Genomic DNA, 16,326 nt, shown 5'->3' on the forward strand with positions numbered 1-16,326 from the left:
TGGCGGGTGTTTTGATGAAACCGGCAAGGATACCTCAGACTGTCGCAGCACCGGAACGTTGGGCGGAATTGCCATGGGGTGAATACTATCGCGAGGCACTGGAGCAGCAGCTGAAGCCCTGGCTCGCGAAAATGTATGGCTTTCACCTGCTTAAGATTGGCAATCTCAGCGCGGAAATCAATACCGAAAGCTGCGCTATCTCACATCAGGTTAACGTCTCTCTCGGCGGATCGCCGGTTCAGGTGAAGGCAGACCCGTTGCATCTGCCATTTGCAGAGAAATCCGTTGATGCATGCCTTCTTGCACACGCGTTGCCCTGGTGCAGCGATCCTCACCGTATGCTGCGTGAAGCCGATCGCGTTCTGATTGATGACGGCTGGCTGATCCTCAGCGGATTCAATCCGCTGAGCCTGATGGGGCTGCGCAAGCTGGTACCCGTGCTGCGCCGAACGCCACCCTATAACAGCCGAATGTTCACCATGATGCGCCAGCTCGACTGGCTTTCACTGCTGAACTTTGAAGTGCTCTGCTACGGCGGTTTTCAGGTACTGCCGTGGGCGCGGAAGGGGGGAGTGTTGTTAAGCACGCATTTGCCCGCCTTAGGCTGCATGCAGTTTATCGTCGCGCGTAAGCGAACCATCCCCCTTACGCTTAACCCGATGAAGCAGAGCAAATCGAAAACGCCTATCCGGCAGACCGTTGGCGCAACGCGGCAGTACAGAAAGCCCTGATCAGGATTCAGGCTGGTAGCCTGCATCTTCATGGGCCGGGTTTAAAGCCGCCGCGCGCGCCAGTTCGTCGCAGCGTTCGTTCTCAGGGTGACCAGCATGCCCTTTTACCCATTCCCATTTTATTTGGTGCTGACCTAATGCCGCATCCAGCCGCTTCCAGAGATCGACATTTTTAACCGGCTTTTTATCCGCAGTTTTCCAGCCGCGTTTTTTCCAGTTGTGGATCCACTGGGTGATACCCTGGCGCACGTACTGGCTATCGGTACTGAGCACCACGTCGCAGTGTTCTTTTAAGGCTTCCAGCGCCACAATGGCCGCCATCAACTCCATACGGTTGTTGGTGGTCAGGAAATAGCCTTCGCTAAAAGTTTTTTCATGCTGGCGATAGCGCATAATCGCGCCGTAGCCGCCGGGCCCTGGGTTGCCGAGACAAGATCCATCGGTGAAAATTTCTACCTGTTTACGCATCTCTGGTAGACTTCCTGTATTTGAAACGTTCAGTTAAACGATAAGTCTGACATAAATGACCGCTATGAGCACTGCAATTACTCGCCAGATTGTCCTCGATACCGAAACCACCGGTATGAACCAGATCGGCGCGCACTACGAAGGGCATAAGATCATTGAGATCGGTGCCGTTGAAGTGGTGAACCGTCGTCTCACGGGGAACAACTTCCACGTGTATCTCAAACCCGATCGGCTGGTGGATCCAGAGGCGTTCGGCGTTCACGGTATTGCCGATGAGTTCTTGCTGGATAAACCGACCTTTGGAGAGGTGGCAGACGAGTTTCTGGAGTACATCAAAGGCGCCGAACTCATCATCCATAACGCCTCGTTCGATATCGGCTTTATGGACTATGAGTTTAGTAAGCTCCATCGCGATATTCCGAAAACAAACACCTTTTGCAAAGTGACCGATAGCCTGGCGCTGGCGAGGAAGATGTTTCCCGGCAAGCGTAACAGCCTCGATGCGCTCTGTTCACGTTACGAAATAGACAACACCAAGCGAACGCTGCACGGGGCATTGCTCGATGCCCAGATCCTGGCCGACGTCTATCTGGCAATGACCGGCGGACAGACGTCGATGAAGTTCAGCATGGAAAATGAGTCACAGCAGACGCATGGCGAAGCGGGCATTCAGCGCGTTGTCCGTCAGGCAAGCCGCTTGCGGGTTGTTTTAGCCAGTGATGAAGAGCTACTTAACCATGAATCCCGTCTCGACCTGGTGCAGAAGAAGGGCGGAAGCTGTATGTGGCGCGCCTGAAAAAACGCCACAATGCCTGTAAAATCATCGGTTGGGTGAATTTTGCAGCAAACGATTCAAAACGTGAGAAAAAGCGTTGACGAGATCGGAGGCACACCGTAATATGCGCCTCGTTCCCCAAGCGGGAACAGTGGAGCGGTAGTTCAGTCGGTTAGAATACCTGCCTGTCACGCAGGGGGTCGCGGGTTCGAGTCCCGTCCGTTCCGCCACTATTCAGGCCCACGTTATTTATAACGTGGGCCTTTTTCATATCTGTACTTTTTCGTCTGCGCGTTCGATCTTCGCGACTTTCCTTTGCGAGGCGCGAGAGCAGAGGGCAATGCCAAACAGAATCAGTACCGTGCTGACCAGATGATACGAATGCAACGTAACGTGCAGGAACATCACGCTGAACAGACCGCCGCTCAGCGGAATAAGGTGGGAATAAATCTCCCCGCGGGTTGCACCGATAGCCGCAATGCCTTTATTCCACAGCAGGTAAGAGAGCCAGGAAGGAAAGACCACCAGGTACATCAGCCCGCTTAAAAAGCCCGGTGCGGTATAGGCCGTCCACTCAGGTAAGCCGGTCTTTATCAACGATATCGCCAGTACCGGTAACAACACCAGGGCACCGAGGACCGCGCTCACGGCCACAAAGGCATTCCCACCGACGCTTTTCGGCTTCATCCGCAAGAAAGCACAATAAACGGCCCAGCTGGCGGCAGAGCCCACGGTCCAGATATCGCCGCGATTCAGATTTTTAAGCGTATCCAGATGCAGCAGATCGCCCTGCATGACCAGCCAGACGACGCCCAATGAACTGAGAACAACGCCAGCAATATTCTGTACTGATATTTTCTCTTTAAAGACCAGCTTATTTATCAATAAAACCAGGGCAGGCGTTGTAGATAAATAAATAGCTGCATTAAGAGATGAAGTATATTGCAGACCGATATACAGCGTGAGTGGGAACATAACCTGTCCGCACAGCGCAAGAAATATGATCGTACCTTTCGCCTTTTTCATCATCGGCCACTGGGCGCGAATCTGTCTGATATAAAGCATCGATAAAAGAAGAGCCGTAATTATCCAGCGTGCGGCGGATAATATAATCGGGTCTGCATGCGCCACCAGTAAATGACCGACGACATAATTACCCCCCCAAAAACAGGCCGCGAGACTGAGTAAAAAATAGGGCATAAAGGCTCCTGATAATAAACATTTTGTCTGCCTTTAGAGTACTGCCGGTGCAGAATTAAATGCTAATATAATATTTTCATCTCACGGTATTGGCTGAAACTATGAAGTTTACTCTCAGGCAACTTGAGTTCTACATTGCGTTAGCGGAAACATTACAAATTTCCAAAGCGGCCAGCCGTTGTCATATATCGCAATCTTCCATGACGGTCTCTATGCGCAACCTGGAGGAGGCGGTGAATGCCCCTCTCTTTATCCGTCATGCAAAAGGGATCCAGTTAACTCCCGTCGGCGAGCGATTTCTCAATCATGCCCGCAAGATCCTCCACGATAGCCGCGCGGCGGTGGAGGATCTCCATCAGCAGCCTGAGGCGATTAACGGCGTCGTGCGCATCGGCATTGCCGAAACCCTTTCCGCTTATCTGCTGCCCAATCTCTGGGGCGATATCGCGCAGCGTTTTCCGCTGCTGGAGACGGCATTTCATGAGGCGCCCGCATCGCAGCTGCTTCAGGCCTTGCGTCAGGGAGATCTCGATTTTTGTCTTTTGCTAACCTCCAATATCAGCCACGATAGTACGCTTGAGGTCGAAACGTGGATCCGTTCGCCGCGCCGGTTATGGACCGCCATCGGCCATCCTCTTCTCAGCGTGCCGGAGCTACGGTTAAAGGATGTGGAAAAGGCGCCATTTCTCTTGCTGGTGACGGACGACTATCCCGATGTGATATCCGACTACTGGCAAAGCAGGGGCTGCCATCCTGACATTCATTTTCGCACCAACTCCTTTGAGGCGATTCGAAGTCTGGTCGCGCAGGGAAAGGGGGTGACGATTTTATCCGATCTGGTCTATCGCCCGTGGGCGCTCGGCGGTCAGCGCGTGATCCGGCGCACCATTGACGACTGCATTACCTATATGGATGTGGGCATCGTCAAAAACGTCGGGCAGCCGCTTTCGCCGGCCTGTTTGCGGTTGATGGATTTTTTACGACAGCAAACGGCACGCCTGGGCGAAGCGCGCTGAACTGCGTCCCTGAGATTTCCGTTATCCGCCAGATATTTCCTGATTTCCCTGAGGGCCTTCTTGCCCGCAGGTCGTGTATTCCGCTGCTGGGGATGAAGACAATAAGCGCCTTGCTTATTTTCTTTACCGAAACGGAATTGTGCTATGTCTGGTATCACCGCGAGCGGTATTCGTTCCCTGCTCGCCTCCCGTCCACTCTTGTTGGTTCTCTGCTGTGCCACCGCTTTGCCGGCATACGCTGAAGAGTCGATGACCGTTGAGGGGTATTATCGCGATCCCGCGTCATTTATCGCTCCGGCTCATACTCCAGCACAACAATTGCCTGCCAGCGACGGTGCGGGCGCGCTAAAAAACATCCCGGGTTTTTCCGTACTGCGCAGCGGCGGGAGTAACGGCGATCCGGTGTTGCGCGGGATGTTCGGTTCCCGGCTGACGTTGCTTGCAGACGGCGTCAGCACTCAGGGGGGCTGCGGCTCGCGCATGGATACCCCAACGGCCTATATCACTCCGCAAAGTTACGACACGATAACCGTCATCAAAGGCCCACAAAGCGTGCTCTGGGGGCCAATGGGGTCCGCCGGAACATTGCTTTTTGAACGCCAGCCGGACTATTTCAGCGTACCTGAGCTAAAAGGCAGCGCTGAGCTGCTGCGGGGCGCTAACGGACGCGCGGATCAAAACCTTAATCTCGCGTTTGGCGACCCGCGCGGCTACGTCCGCCTGGACGGTAATCATTCGGAGGCGGATGACTACCGGGATGGTCATGGCAACCGCGTGCCGGGCCTGTGGCGCAGATGGAACAGCGGCGTCACGGTTGGGCTCACGCCTGATGAGGACTCGCTGGCGGAGCTAAGCGTGGGAGCCAGCGACGGTAAAGCCCGCTATGCGGGTCGGATGATGGATGGTAGCCGTTTTGCCCGTAAAAGCGCGGCGCTAAAACTGGAGAAATACCACCTGAGCGAGCACGTCAGCAAACTTAGCTGGCAGCTCTATGCCAATGATACTGACCACATCATGGATAACTACAGCCTGCGTCAGCCCGTTGGACCGAAGCGTAAGTCTGAAGTTGGCGGCGTGGTGATGGGCAGCAGACTTGCCGGCGTGTGGGAAGATGAAACCACCACGCTTACCGCCGGCGCGGACGTAATGCGTAAAAGTCACCGTAAAAAAAGCGCGGGATCGTGGCGTGACGATGCCCGTTTTACCCAGGCGGGTCTGTTTAGCGAATGGCGCCAGTCCGTCACGGCGGACGATACGGTTATCGTGGGTGCGAGACTGGATAGCATTCGCGCGGACGATCGGCGCAGCGCGCAAAATAGCTCCCGGCACGACCTCCTGCCCGGCGCATTCACGCGCTATGAGTATCGCGTACCTGACGCACCCGTCATGCTTTATAGCGGCATCGGTTATACCGAACGTTTTCCTGATTACTGGGAGCTATTTTCCGGCAAGGCTGGAGAACAAAGCTTTCGTCAGCTGAAAACAGAAAAGACCCTGCAATGGGATAGCGGCGTGCAATTACACGGCGACAAGGTTAGCGCCTGGGCATCGGCCTATGTCGGGCGAACTACCGATTACATTTTGTTTGATTATAGCCGCACGCCGTCGCAGGCCAGCAACATCAATGCCGCCGTAATGGGCGCGGAGACGGGCGCAAGCTGGAGCCTGACGCCCAACTGGGCACTGACGGGAAGCCTGAGCTACGCCTGGGGCGAGAATCGTAGTGATAAACAGCCGCTGCCGCAGATGCCGCCGCTCGAAGGGCGGCTGGCGCTGGACTATACCGGGCAACAGTGGCGCACCGGATTACTCTGGCGTGTGGTTGCGCCGCAGCATCGCGTGGCGCAAAACAAAGGTAACGTCACCGGCCAGGATCTCGGCCCGAGCGCGGGGTTTGGTGTGCTTTCGTGGAGCGCGGGCTACACATTTAACGACCATTTTGAGTCCCGCGTGGGTATTGAGAATCTGTTCAATAAATACTACAGCGAGCACCTCAACCTGGCGGGCGCCAGCCAGTTCGGATACGCCGCAAATCAGCAAATCCCTGAACCGGGGCGCGTCTGGTGGCTGGCGATGACATACCATTTCTGATCCTGAGCGTCATTGCTGAGAGCGACCGTTGAGGCGTACGTTTGCCTCTACCGCCTGTTTACAGGCGGTTTTTTTATTTCAGATAGCAATATCGAACATTTGCGTTTTCGCCAGCAGGCAATAGAGCTGACAGTCGCTGTTTACCCCCAGTTTTTCCATCGCGCGCAGTTTATGGGCGCTGACGGTTTTATTACTCAAATGCAGCTGTCTGGCGATCTCTGTCAGACTCATCCCTTTGCAGAGCATACGCAACACATCAATTTCACGGGGCGAGAGCTCTTGCTCCGTTTGTGCGCCGGTCTGGAACAGGGAATGCATCAGCTCGCGCTCAATATAAACTTCCCCATTGATCACTGACGTCAGCGTTCTGCTCAGGGTTTTCTCACAGGTGTCCCGACTAATATAGGCTTTGGCGCCTGCCTCCAGCGACATGCGGATAAGCTGCGTGTTTTTGTAGGGCGAAAGCACAATGATTTTAAGCTGCGGATATTTACGGCTGAGCCATTTAATCAGCAATACGCCGTCCATTCCGTTGAGCGGGTTAACGGTTTGGCTGGTGGCAAGAGAAAAGCCAAGGAACAGAATGTCGACAGGCTGTTGGGATAGCAGTGAAAGCAGCTCAGATGGCGTTGCGGTATCGCCCTGAATGCAAAACTCCGGGCGGGGTGAGCCGTCGCTGAAAAGAGAGGGCATATTAGTGATCATGGATAAGACGCCACGACGGATAATGGTGTGCTCATCGGCAATAGCGATACGGACTTTCATGGTTTCTCCTTCGAAAATGTGGGCGACGGTAGGGATAACGCCGCCGGATGACCAGAAAGATACAGATCCTATGCAGAGCATTCTTTAGTACTTGTCAGATAATTCCTTCAGTGCGGTATCAAGTTGCTGCAGATTGGCTTCCATGCGCGCGCAGAAACGCGATGTCAGCGCAGGCAGGGCTTCAGTCGTTATGACCCCTGCCGCCAGCATCTCCGGCAACACTTCAATTGCCTGACAGGTGCGGGTGGCGTTGCGCATGGCAAAAAGGCTCCAGGAGGCCTTCAGACGATGCGCGAGCTGGCTTAGCGTTTGCGGTGACGGGGTGTTTTCCCGTAGCTGTCGAGTATCAAGGGTAATGGCTTCGCGCATTTGCTGGCGCATCAGGGTCATGATCTCCGGTTGACCGTTGGCCAGACGCCGGAGTTCGCTGAGGTCAGGCCCCTGATTGCGCAGGCTGTATTGCTGCGCCAGCGCCTGATGCAGGGCATTGAGGGAGAGCGGTTTTCGCAATAACGCGTCCATTCCGGCATGTTTTGCCCGATCGTCCTCACTCTGCAGCGCGCTGGCGGTGTAACCGAGAATCGCGGCCGGCGCGGTGATGCTGCCGGCAATATCGCGCAGGAGTATTAACGATGTAAGTTGATAGCCGTCCATGAGGGCCATCTGGCAGTCGGTTATCAGGATATCCACCGGCTCGTTTTCCAGGCGCGCAAGGGCTTCGCCAGCGCTGGCGCAAGGAATAACCTCCTGACCCAGCTCCTGCAGCTGGAGCGCTAACACCGTCAGGTTTGCCGGAAAATCGTCAACGATCATAATGCGATGCAGTGGCAGCGGGGTTATTACAGGTGTCTCATAGGCCGTTGCCGCCGGGCTGGCGACATGAAGCGGTATGCTCACCGTCACCTGCGTACCGCTCCCCGCTTCGCTGGCTATCGTCAGCACGCCTCCCATCAGCTCGACTAACTGGTAACAGATCGCCAGCCCCAGCCCGCTGCTTTGCGGCGTGCTGCTGTCAGTCTGAAACCACGGCTGGCCGAGGTGTGGAAGGGCATCGGCCGGGATACCGATGCCAGTGTCGCGAATCAACAGCTGCAAATGTTCACCGTTGAGCTCGGCGTGAAAAACAATTTCTCCCTGCGGCGTATATTTAATGGCGTTGCCCAACAGATTGGCGATGACCTGATTCAGCCGTGCTTTATCGAACAGGAACCAGCCGTCGTGCGGCACGTTCAACTCGCTGCGCCAGTGGAGACCTTTAGCGTTGGCGCTGCTGGCAAAAATCTCCGCGCTGGCGTTAAGCGTCTGCCACAGGGGCCAGGCCTGTGGCTCCAGCCTTAACTCGCCTGCTTCAATGCGCGACAAATCCAGTACGCCGCCAATCACGTCGCGCAATGACCCGGCTGCCTGCCAGGCGATGTTGAGGGACTCGCTTTTGTCGCGCTCCATCTCAAGCAGGCCCAGCATGGCGTTGAGCGGGGTACGAATGTCATGGCTCATGCGGGCGAGGAAGTTCGATTTTTCAGTGCTGGCCTGCTCCGCCTGCGCCAGCGCCTGATTGAGCGCAGCGGTCAGCGCGGCTTTTTCAGTGATATCGATCCAGCCTCCGACCACGCCCTGAGGCCGCCCCCGCGTATCGGTATAGCGGCAAAGCCACCAGTAAAGGGTGGAATTGTTCTGAGTGGTTTCACCCGTTAACGGCGACGCGGCATGGAGCAGCGAGAGGCGATGCGGCAACGTAAACTGTTGGGCAAGCTCGCCCAAAGGCAGGCTGAAAAAGGGGGCGCCCTCTTCGGGCAGTGCCGTGAGTAACGGTGAGTGAATAAAGGAGTCGTTATAGCGCGTCAGCCGCCCGGTCGGATCGCAGACAAACAGCGGCACCGGGACATTGTTCATCAGAGTTTGCCAGAGTGAGAGCGCGTTGTGCAGCTCTGCCGTGTCCCGCTCGCGCTGGCGTCGCTGGCTCTGCGCGGCGCTAAAGGTCAGCAGGGCGACGAATGCCGCGCAAATCGCCACCACGGCGAGCATGACCAGCCATAGCGATTGCACCGGGGCGGTGGGTGTCGTCTGTACGGCCTGCGACAGGTTAAGGCTCGCGTAGATATCAGCCTGCGTTACGGACGCTATGACCGCATTCACCCTTTTGGCATCCGCCGGGTCAGAAATATTTGGTACAAACCATAGCGGCACTTCCGGCAGCGCCAGCGGCGTCAGCGACAGATTGCTGGCGTTATGCTGGCGCAGCAGGTGATGGAGTATAAACGCATCGCCCGCAAGCCCGTCCGCGCCTCCGGCTTTGAGCAATTCAAAACCCTGATCGAGCGAGTTAACCAGCACCAGGTTATCCGCAGGTAACGCCTGACGCAGTAACGTGACGAGCGGAGAGATGCGTATGACGGCAATCCGCTTATGCTGTAATGCGGACAAGGAGCCGGAAAGCGGGTTGCTGTCCTCACTGAGCAGGGCCCAGCTCAGTGAGTCAAACGTGATGGCACTCTTTGACGGTGGCGTCGCGCTGGCGACTATGCGCAACGTGTTCTCCGCATACTGAAGCGGGGGCGCATCAAGGTTGAAGGTCAGGCTATACAGGTTGGACGGAAACAGATTGAGCAGCAAATCGCGCCATACCCCCTGAATATGCCCGTCAGGCGTGAGCGTGACCATTGGCGGCGAAATAGCGGGAAGCAAAACGTGCAGCGTGATTTTGGGCGCATTTTCCTTCACGGGGGAATGGCGGGCGTCAAAGACGCTGCCGTCCGGCAAAAGCCACTTTTGTTCCAGCCATTCAGCATCTTCCGGGTTAAGGGTGTGAATACGCTCGTTGAAGATTTCCAGCGTGTTTGCCTGCTCAGGCAGAGCCCAGGCACGAAAATGTAGCGGGGGAGTATCGTCCAGCGGCGTCAGGGTCAGCGTGGTGGCGGGGGAGTGGGTCAGCCAGTTACGTAAAACAAACTCCGGGGCGATGAATTCCCGCGCTTTCCCTGCTGCCAGCTGCCTGACGTTTTCTCCCGGTGAGGCTGAACCCGTCGCAGAGCAGCGGGTCGCGACCTCTGACGGTAATTCCGGAAAGCACAGTGTAACGCCGCGTCCCTCTTTTATGCTCAGGGACGCCAGCGGGAAAGCGAACATTGGCTCGCTGGCGACCAGATCGGCTGCAGGACGCCGGGCGGCGATTAACACATCGATGTGCTTTCGCTTCAACGCATCCAGCGCCGTTGCCGGGTCGCTAAAACGCTGGACGTCCGGCAGCGTCGTATTGCTAAACAATATGCTGATTTCATCATCCAGAATGCCCGGCGGCCGATCGATTACGAGAAAAGGCGGCGCGGCGCTCAGCAGGCCCACGCGCAGCGTGCCAGCCGCCGCATGCCCGCTTATCAGCATGAGGATAAATAATGTCGCCAGCCAGCCTCTGCGCATGCTCAGCTAACCAGCCCCAGACTTTGCGCGCACTGGAGCAGCTCGAAATCATTCCTGGCGTTGAGTTTGCTCATGGCACTCTTTTTTTGCGTACTGATGGTCTGCTTCGTCCGGTTAAGCTGGGCGCTGATCTCGTTCACGGTGAAACCGCGCACCAGCAGGCGCAGCACTTCTGTTTCCCGTTCGGTCAACTGCGCCTGAGGCTTCACCGGTTCGATTTGCCCCCGCAGGGTGCTGCGCAGCGTCTGCAGCAGATTGTTGGACAAACTGGCTTTGTTGAGAACGGCATGCACCCCGCTGCGCCGCAGCGAGTCCAGAAGCTCAGGATTGGTGATCATGGTGACCACCACAATCATGCTCTGCGGATAATGGCGAATCAGCGAGCGGATCATGGTTAATCCGTCCGGGCTGCGCGTGCCGGGCATACTCAGGTCGGTGATGATGATATCGACAGGCTCGCTCGCCAGTTTATTCATGAGTTCATCAGCACTGAGCGCTTCGTGAACGACCCGATAAAGGTCCGGGCGCGTCTGCAGCAATGTGCGCAAGCCTAATAAATAGACAGGGTGGTCGTCGGCAATCAGAACTGTTTTTAGCATGACATCCGATCCGGCAAGGAAAAGACAGGTGTTCACCGCACATCTTAGCGAATGGCGCTTTAGCATCACTCTTACAGTGTAGAGCAGAGTGAGGTGAAAAAGAGTAGCTAAAAAGTGGTGGGCTGTATAGTTGCTGGGGGGCATCAGCCGATCCTGATGGAAAACCGAAAGGTAAAGTAACGACGTTTTCACATTCTATGATAGAGATTTTTTCCGGAGCAGCTGAATGGTTTGTTATTTATCGCGAAATAGCGGCATGGAGGGCGATATTTCTCAGGTACGGAAAGGAATTCCTTATTGTTCAGGTTGAGTATCAGGTATTACTCAGACGTTACTCAGAATAAACTTTCTGAAATCATGAATTGGTTGTGGAAAAATCAGGACGGGAAATAGCGCAAAGAGCGAAGGTACTATCATTTATAAGGATATGTTGTTAATTTGTGCCTGAATTAGATAACAGACATGTAACTGTTAATACCTGCGCTTTTTCGTCATAACAATGTAAACGCTGTAATTTTATTATCCAGGACCTACCCGTGAATAACGAAGAAATCTCTCTTTCAGCGTCAGTAACGTTCGTACCGGAAAAATCATCTCTGGCAACCGTGGATCATGGTGATATACATCTGACGCCCAACGAACGTCGTTTGCTGGAGTTGATCCTCAGCGGCAAATGTAAAAAAGAGACCATATTTGAAGAGATCTGGCTTAACCAGGGCATGATTGTTAGCGAATCCAGCTATCACCAGCTTATAAAAATGCTCCGCCGCAAGCTGCAAAATGCCGGCCTGCCGGGCTCGATCATTAAAACCATTCCCCGTTATGGTGTAGTACTGGCACCCTGCGAAACGCAGGACAGTGAGGTCGCTTGCCCGCCGCCAGAAGAGGCTGATAACGCGTCTTGTCCCACTCCCGTCGATTGCCCGTCGTTGCCTGCTATCACGGCGGAGTCAATGAAAACTCCCTCACGTCAATACGGGACTCTGCTGGCGGCGCTGTGCAGCTTGTTGATTATCCTTCCAACGGTGGTGGTGGTTTGCACGGCGGACACGCCGCAGGCGTTTCAGGAAAATCTCTACGTAGATGGCGTCATGTTTCATCTCTCTTCGCTGCGCAGTGTCGATCGGCAGGCGCTGGCGAGAAAGCGGCATGCCCTGCCGGCGGGCATCAATAACGTGTACATCGCGTCGAACGGTCCAAAAGTGTTCGTTGCGCAATGTGAAGGCGAACTATCTCAGGAGGGAAAATGCGGTTACGAATACTATTCGTCATATTGATGGTTTGCATCAGCGTTTCGCTGGGTGGCGCGCTGGCTTACCTGACCAGCAACTACCTGGAGAGCAGAAAAGTGCCCGCCGAGCCCTGCAGCAGCGTCATACGTAATGGCAAATTTATTGATGAAAGCCTGCAGCATTACCAGTTTAATGGTGTGATCACCTGGTGGCCTAAACTCCACAGGCTAACGCTATTTGGTGTAAAAACCGATGAGGCCGGTAACCGGGTATTCAACCGAACCCTGCAGTTAAAATCGGTGACACAGAAGGGAAACGTCATTAATGGCCGGGTGGCAGAATTAAAAATTGCCGTTGGCGATCAGCTGCCGGAGAAGACCTTTCTGATAAGTGAAGATGGTCAGTATATTAACCTGTTATTCAAGCCGATTAATAAAGATAGCTGGCTGATGAAAATTAATGATAACTGGGTAGCAATGTGTGAGTATAAATAATCTCACGATAATTTTATTATAAGACATATCCAGGCTGGCGAGTTTTAAATCTGCTGCTGCAGTGAGCTGTTCTCCTGTTTTCAGGGAGATGAATATCCTATCTTGCGGGACAGGATTTCATTATTAAACCTGGAGCAGGATATCTCCCATGTTAAAGAAAAATAAAATATCTCTGAGTGCTATCGCCGCAGGCCTGGCGTTAAGCGGAATGCTGGTCAGCACGTTTAGCCATGCGGCCGCAACCGACGCCGCCTCACAGATGCCGGATATCAGTCAGAAAAAAATTCTCGTAGGTTATTGGCACAACTGGGGAATTAACCCGGAAGAGATAGACAAAGCGCGCGGCTATCAGGGAGGCTTACCTTCTGATATGTCGCTGCGTGAAGTGCCGAGAGGCTACAACGTCGTCAACGTCTCCTTCATGAAAGTTATGGATGGCCAGAGCGGGAATATCCCCACCTTCAAACCCTACAACGCGAGCGATGAGGAGTTCCGCGCTCAGGTTGCAGAGCTGAACGAGCAGGGGCGCGCGGTGTTGATTTCACTGGGCGGCGCTGACGCGCACATTGCACTGAACAAAGACCAGACTGAAGCGCTTGCAGCGGAGATTATTCGCCTGACCGATCGCTATGGTTTTGATGGTCTTGATATCGACCTGGAGCAGACGGCCATTACCGCGGCTGACAACAGTACGGTGATCCCGGCGGCGCTGAAAATGGTGCGCGACCATTATCAGCAGCAGGGCAAACACTTCATCATTAGCATGGCGCCAGAGTTCCCTTATCTTCAGTCCGATCGCGGGGTGAACTACAAAGCCTACCTGCAAAATCTTGAGGGCGTGTATGACTTTATCGCTCCACAGTATTACAACCAGGCGGGCGACGGCGTGAATATGATGACGCAGGAGGAGAAGGACGAAGTCGGTGAATGGTGGCTGCCGCAGGAATGGGGGAAGGGCTATAGCGACCGTCAAAAAGAGCTTTTCCTTTACTATCTCACCGACAGCCTGGCAAACGGGACGCGCGGTTATGTGAAGATCCCGGCGAACAAGCTGGTGATTGGTCTCCCGGCCAATGCGGATGCGGCAGGAACCGGCTATGTGCGAGACGCGCAGAGTGTCTTTAACGCACTTTCGCGACTGGAAGCGAAAAATGAAGCGGTAAAAGGGCTCATGACCTGGTCAGTGAACTGGGACAATGGCAACACTAAAAATGGTCAACATTACGGCTATGAATTTCTGAACCGCTACCAGAGCATCCTTGACGGCAGTCTGCCGGATGGGGGCGACGAAACGGATACTCAGGCGCCAACACAGGTGCAGGGCGTGCAAGCCACGCTGAAGGGGCAGGATGTTTCGCTCAGCTGGCTGCCAGCTAAGGATAATACGGGCGTGGCGGGGTATGCCATCTGGCGCGGTCTGGAAAAGATCGGTGATACCCATGAACTCAACTTTACCGACACCCAAACCCAGCCTGGCATGAGCTATCGCTATACGGTCATCGCCTATGATGCAGCCAACAACTTCGCTACGCCGAGCCAGCCGGTCAACGTTACCGTGCCCGATAATGACGATGGCGGAGGCGAAGAGGGCGGCCAGGGCGGCGACGTTACCCCATTCACGCCGGGCAAACTCTATGCCGTAGGGGATAAAGTGCTCTATGAGGGCAACGTTTATCGCTGTCAGATTGGCCATACAGGTGCCAGCCATTGGTCGCCGGATCGGGCCCGCAACTTGTGGGTAGCTGAATAACCTCTTTTTTAAACAGCATGGCTTCGCAGGGAGCCGTGCTGTTTGTTTTACAGGACAACGACTATGCAAACTTCTCTGGTTATTGCCAAACGTTACGATCGGTTTTCTCGCCTTCTGCACTGGGTGGTCGCAGCCGTCATTATCTACGCGATGTGCATGGGCTATATTCTGCACGCGCTGGAAGGAACCCGCTGGTTTACCTTTTTCTCCGTGCTGAATATGTCGCTGGGTACCATCGCCACGCCTGTCATGATGGTGCGCTTCGTCTGGCGTTTCTTCCGCCCTTCGGTGCCCTATCCGGCAACGGTAGCCGGACGTAAAAAACAGCTGGTGGTATTTATTCATGAGCTGTTTTATCTGACCATTATGGTGGTGCTGGTTAGCGGTTTTCTGATGCTGCAAAAAGACTACAACCTGTTTGGTCTGGTGCCGGTTTCCCGCCCGATTGCCATCGCCGAAGTGAATGCGTTTTTCTTCCAGGTGCATCGCTATAGCTGCATTCTGCTGGGTGTGATTCTGCTTGGGCATGTCGCGGCGGTGTTGAAGTACACCTTTAGCGGGCAGCGGGAGATTCTGCAGCGGATGCTGTGAGAAAGAGGCTCACTCCCCCCATCAGATGCGCGGTGTTGCCGATCCTGTGAAACATCACCATCCCGCGCATCTGCCTTCCGTGCAGCGTTTGCAGAACAACTTCCCGGGCAAAGCTGCTTTCACGTTGCTGTGAGTACCAGGCGCGAAAACCGGGCAGGAACGGCGTATCGCAGTGTGCGTCCAGTAGCGTCAGGGTGCTCAGCGTCTTTTCCTCATCAGGGAACAGCGCTTCCGTACTGCCTTGCCAGAGGATCTCCTCCTCTGGCATCGAGAGGCGAAACACGACGCAAGAACCCGTCTGCGACAGGCGAATAATGATGGCACTGGTGCTGGCCGCGAGCGCCTGTTGCTGTTGGATCCAGCGGCGGTACTGATATAAACAGTTGGCAAAAATCGCCGAAAATACCAGGTACCACTGCGCCTGCCAGATTGCGGGGATGAGATCGGGCGTTAGCGTGTAAAAAATCCCTTCCCGCTGCTGGGTCGCCAGCACCACAATCAGGTATTGAATAAGCAGCAGAGCGCCAACGCCGCGTCCGGAGAGCGCAAACACGCTCAGTAAAACCACCGTCGTTTGCACCAGCAGCAGGTTTAGCCCCTGCCAGAGCGGTGGCAGGAAAAAGTACCCCGTTATCAGCACCAGGGTATTCGCGGCAAGGAGCAGAGCTTCCCGCCCGTTAAACCGCGGGTGCGACGGCATTTTGCTCTCACGCAGCAGCGGCAGAATGGCGAGAATGCCGGTTAATGCCGCCAGCACCCAGGAAAAAAAATGCAGAGGCGCAATCGGATACCCTGAGAGTAACAGCGCCAGATTAAGCAGCAGGCTGCCGCAAAAAATGCTGAAGATTAACTGCAGGGGGTAGATCAGTTCACCAATAATCGGCCTGCGCGCAAAACGCAGCGCAGGCAGTTGCGCATTCAGACGAAAGACGGCGACGCACAGTGGAAATATCGCGACGTCGAAGAGGGCGAACAGGCACGCCAGCGCGAGCGGGCGGCCTATCCAGACGCCAGCAAACACATGCAGCAAGCCCGCGGTAGCCAGCCACAGCGGCCACTCTCGCGGGGCCGTCAGCCATAACGCGGCGAAAAGCAGCGGCGCCGGGAGCCAGAGCGTGGTGGAGAGGCTCCAGCTATCCCGCGTATGAAAGCTCAGCAATGCCAGCAGGATATAGAGACCCGAAAAGGCCAGCCAGC

At 55.0% G+C, this 16,326-nt stretch carries 14 protein-coding genes and 1 tRNA gene; 9 read left to right on the plus strand and 6 right to left on the minus strand.

Going from position 1 to position 16,326, the window contains the following annotated elements; translation table 11 throughout:
• Window positions 1-14: 14 nt before the first annotated feature.
• The gene (locus DG357_RS04545) at window positions 15-731 is read left to right on the plus strand and encodes a class I SAM-dependent methyltransferase (RefSeq protein ID WP_028015609.1); all 717 of its coding nucleotides are present in this window, start codon (window positions 15-17) and stop codon (window positions 729-731) included.
• Here DG357_RS04545 and rnhA read toward each other — a convergent pair whose 3' ends face one another.
• Window positions 732-1,199, minus strand: coding sequence for a ribonuclease HI (gene rnhA, locus DG357_RS04550; protein WP_028015610.1), 468 nt, complete (start codon window positions 1,197-1,199; stop codon window positions 732-734).
• Between the two features lie 64 nt (window positions 1,200-1,263).
• On the opposite strand from rnhA, the gene dnaQ reads away from it, so the two are divergent.
• Both dnaQ and DG357_RS04560 read left to right on the plus strand, forming a co-directional pair.
• Window positions 1,264-1,995, plus strand: a complete 732-nt coding sequence (gene dnaQ, locus DG357_RS04555) for a DNA polymerase III subunit epsilon (protein ID WP_088205276.1) — start codon at window positions 1,264-1,266, stop codon at window positions 1,993-1,995.
• A 132-nt stretch (window positions 1,996-2,127) separates the two neighbouring features.
• Window positions 2,128-2,204: transfer RNA gene (locus DG357_RS04560), tRNA-Asp, on the plus strand.
• A gap of 37 nt (window positions 2,205-2,241) precedes the next feature.
• Here the strand turns inward: DG357_RS04560 and DG357_RS04565 are convergent.
• The gene (locus DG357_RS04565) at window positions 2,242-3,174 is read right to left on the minus strand and encodes a DMT family transporter (protein WP_088205275.1); all 933 of its coding nucleotides are present in this window, start codon (window positions 3,172-3,174) and stop codon (window positions 2,242-2,244) included.
• Between the two features lie 101 nt (window positions 3,175-3,275).
• Between DG357_RS04565 and DG357_RS04570 the strand changes: the two genes are divergently transcribed.
• Together DG357_RS04570 and DG357_RS04575 are read left to right on the plus strand one after the other, a co-directional pair.
• Window positions 3,276-4,190 (plus strand): LysR family transcriptional regulator, encoded by a 915-nt coding sequence (locus tag DG357_RS04570; protein ID WP_041911171.1) that lies wholly within the window; start codon window positions 3,276-3,278, stop codon window positions 4,188-4,190.
• A gap of 144 nt (window positions 4,191-4,334) precedes the next feature.
• Window positions 4,335-6,281, plus strand: coding sequence for a TonB-dependent copper receptor (locus DG357_RS04575; RefSeq protein WP_088205274.1), 1,947 nt, complete (start codon window positions 4,335-4,337; stop codon window positions 6,279-6,281).
• Window positions 6,282-6,359: 78 nt separating this feature from the next.
• Here the strand turns inward: DG357_RS04575 and DG357_RS04580 are convergent, their stop codons facing one another.
• The 3 genes from DG357_RS04580 to DG357_RS04590 all read right to left on the minus strand — a co-directional run bounded on the left by DG357_RS04580 (window position 6,360) and on the right by DG357_RS04590 (window position 11,062).
• Window positions 6,360-7,046 carry a LuxR C-terminal-related transcriptional regulator gene (locus tag DG357_RS04580; RefSeq protein WP_041911170.1) on the minus strand — a complete coding sequence of 229 codons (687 nt, stop codon included), beginning with the start codon at window positions 7,044-7,046 and terminating at the stop codon, window positions 6,360-6,362.
• A gap of 84 nt (window positions 7,047-7,130) precedes the next feature.
• Window positions 7,131-10,463, minus strand: coding sequence for an ATP-binding protein (locus DG357_RS04585; protein WP_088205273.1), 3,333 nt, complete (start codon window positions 10,461-10,463; stop codon window positions 7,131-7,133).
• A 2-nt stretch (window positions 10,464-10,465) separates the two neighbouring features.
• Window positions 10,466-11,062: a response regulator transcription factor gene (locus DG357_RS04590; protein WP_028015617.1), complete on the minus strand. Its 597-nt coding sequence runs from the start codon at window positions 11,060-11,062 to the stop codon at window positions 10,466-10,468.
• 536 nt (window positions 11,063-11,598) lie between these two features.
• Between DG357_RS04590 and DG357_RS04595 the strand changes: the two genes are divergently transcribed.
• The 4 genes from DG357_RS04595 to DG357_RS04610 all read left to right on the plus strand — a co-directional run bounded on the left by DG357_RS04595 (window position 11,599) and on the right by DG357_RS04610 (window position 15,129).
• On the plus strand, window positions 11,599-12,339 hold the full coding sequence (locus DG357_RS04595; RefSeq protein ID WP_159087774.1) for a winged helix-turn-helix domain-containing protein: 741 nt from the start codon (window positions 11,599-11,601) through the stop codon (window positions 12,337-12,339).
• Window positions 12,309-12,788 carry a hypothetical protein gene (locus DG357_RS04600; RefSeq protein ID WP_126296587.1) on the plus strand — a complete coding sequence of 160 codons (480 nt, stop codon included), beginning with the start codon at window positions 12,309-12,311 and terminating at the stop codon, window positions 12,786-12,788. The genes DG357_RS04595 and DG357_RS04600 overlap by 31 nt, the downstream gene beginning before the upstream one ends.
• Window positions 12,789-12,996: 208 nt before the next feature.
• Window positions 12,997-14,538 (plus strand): glycosyl hydrolase family 18 protein, encoded by a 1,542-nt coding sequence (locus tag DG357_RS23245; protein ID WP_063942888.1) that lies wholly within the window; start codon window positions 12,997-12,999, stop codon window positions 14,536-14,538.
• A gap of 63 nt (window positions 14,539-14,601) precedes the next feature.
• Window positions 14,602-15,129, plus strand: a complete 528-nt coding sequence (locus DG357_RS04610) for a cytochrome b (protein ID WP_041911166.1) — start codon at window positions 14,602-14,604, stop codon at window positions 15,127-15,129.
• On the opposite strand, the gene DG357_RS04615 is transcribed toward DG357_RS04610, so the two are convergent.
• Window positions 15,092-16,288, minus strand: a complete 1,197-nt coding sequence (locus DG357_RS04615) for a hypothetical protein (RefSeq protein ID WP_088205271.1) — start codon at window positions 16,286-16,288, stop codon at window positions 15,092-15,094. The two genes, DG357_RS04610 and DG357_RS04615, sit on opposite strands and share 38 nt — an antisense overlap.
• Window positions 16,289-16,326: the final 38 nt, after the last annotated feature.

Origin of the sequence: Enterobacter bugandensis, from assembly GCF_900324475.1 — a bacterium.
Classification (GTDB): domain Bacteria; phylum Pseudomonadota; class Gammaproteobacteria; order Enterobacterales; family Enterobacteriaceae; genus Enterobacter; species Enterobacter bugandensis.

Bases quoted from the DNA above. Each gene is read 5' to 3' on its own strand.
- DG357_RS04545 (WP_028015609.1), top strand. From the start codon at position 15: ATGAAACCGGCAAGGATACCTCAGACTGTCGCAGCACCGGAACGTTGG.
- rnhA (WP_028015610.1), bottom strand. From the start codon at position 1,199: ATGCGTAAACAGGTAGAAATTTTCACCGATGGATCTTGTCTCGGCAAC.
- dnaQ (WP_088205276.1), top strand. From the start codon at position 1,264: ATGAGCACTGCAATTACTCGCCAGATTGTCCTCGATACCGAAACCACC.
- DG357_RS04565 (WP_088205275.1), bottom strand. From the start codon at position 3,174: ATGCCCTATTTTTTACTCAGTCTCGCGGCCTGTTTTTGGGGGGGTAAT.
- DG357_RS04570 (WP_041911171.1), top strand. From the start codon at position 3,276: ATGAAGTTTACTCTCAGGCAACTTGAGTTCTACATTGCGTTAGCGGAA.
- DG357_RS04575 (WP_088205274.1), top strand. From the start codon at position 4,335: ATGTCTGGTATCACCGCGAGCGGTATTCGTTCCCTGCTCGCCTCCCGT.
- DG357_RS04580 (WP_041911170.1), bottom strand. From the start codon at position 7,046: ATGAAAGTCCGTATCGCTATTGCCGATGAGCACACCATTATCCGTCGT.
- DG357_RS04585 (WP_088205273.1), bottom strand. From the start codon at position 10,463: ATGCGCAGAGGCTGGCTGGCGACATTATTTATCCTCATGCTGATAAGC.
- DG357_RS04590 (WP_028015617.1), bottom strand. From the start codon at position 11,062: ATGCTAAAAACAGTTCTGATTGCCGACGACCACCCTGTCTATTTATTA.
- DG357_RS04600 (WP_126296587.1), top strand. From the start codon at position 12,309: ATGCGGTTACGAATACTATTCGTCATATTGATGGTTTGCATCAGCGTT.
- DG357_RS23245 (WP_063942888.1), top strand. From the start codon at position 12,997: ATGCTGGTCAGCACGTTTAGCCATGCGGCCGCAACCGACGCCGCCTCA.
- DG357_RS04610 (WP_041911166.1), top strand. From the start codon at position 14,602: ATGCAAACTTCTCTGGTTATTGCCAAACGTTACGATCGGTTTTCTCGC.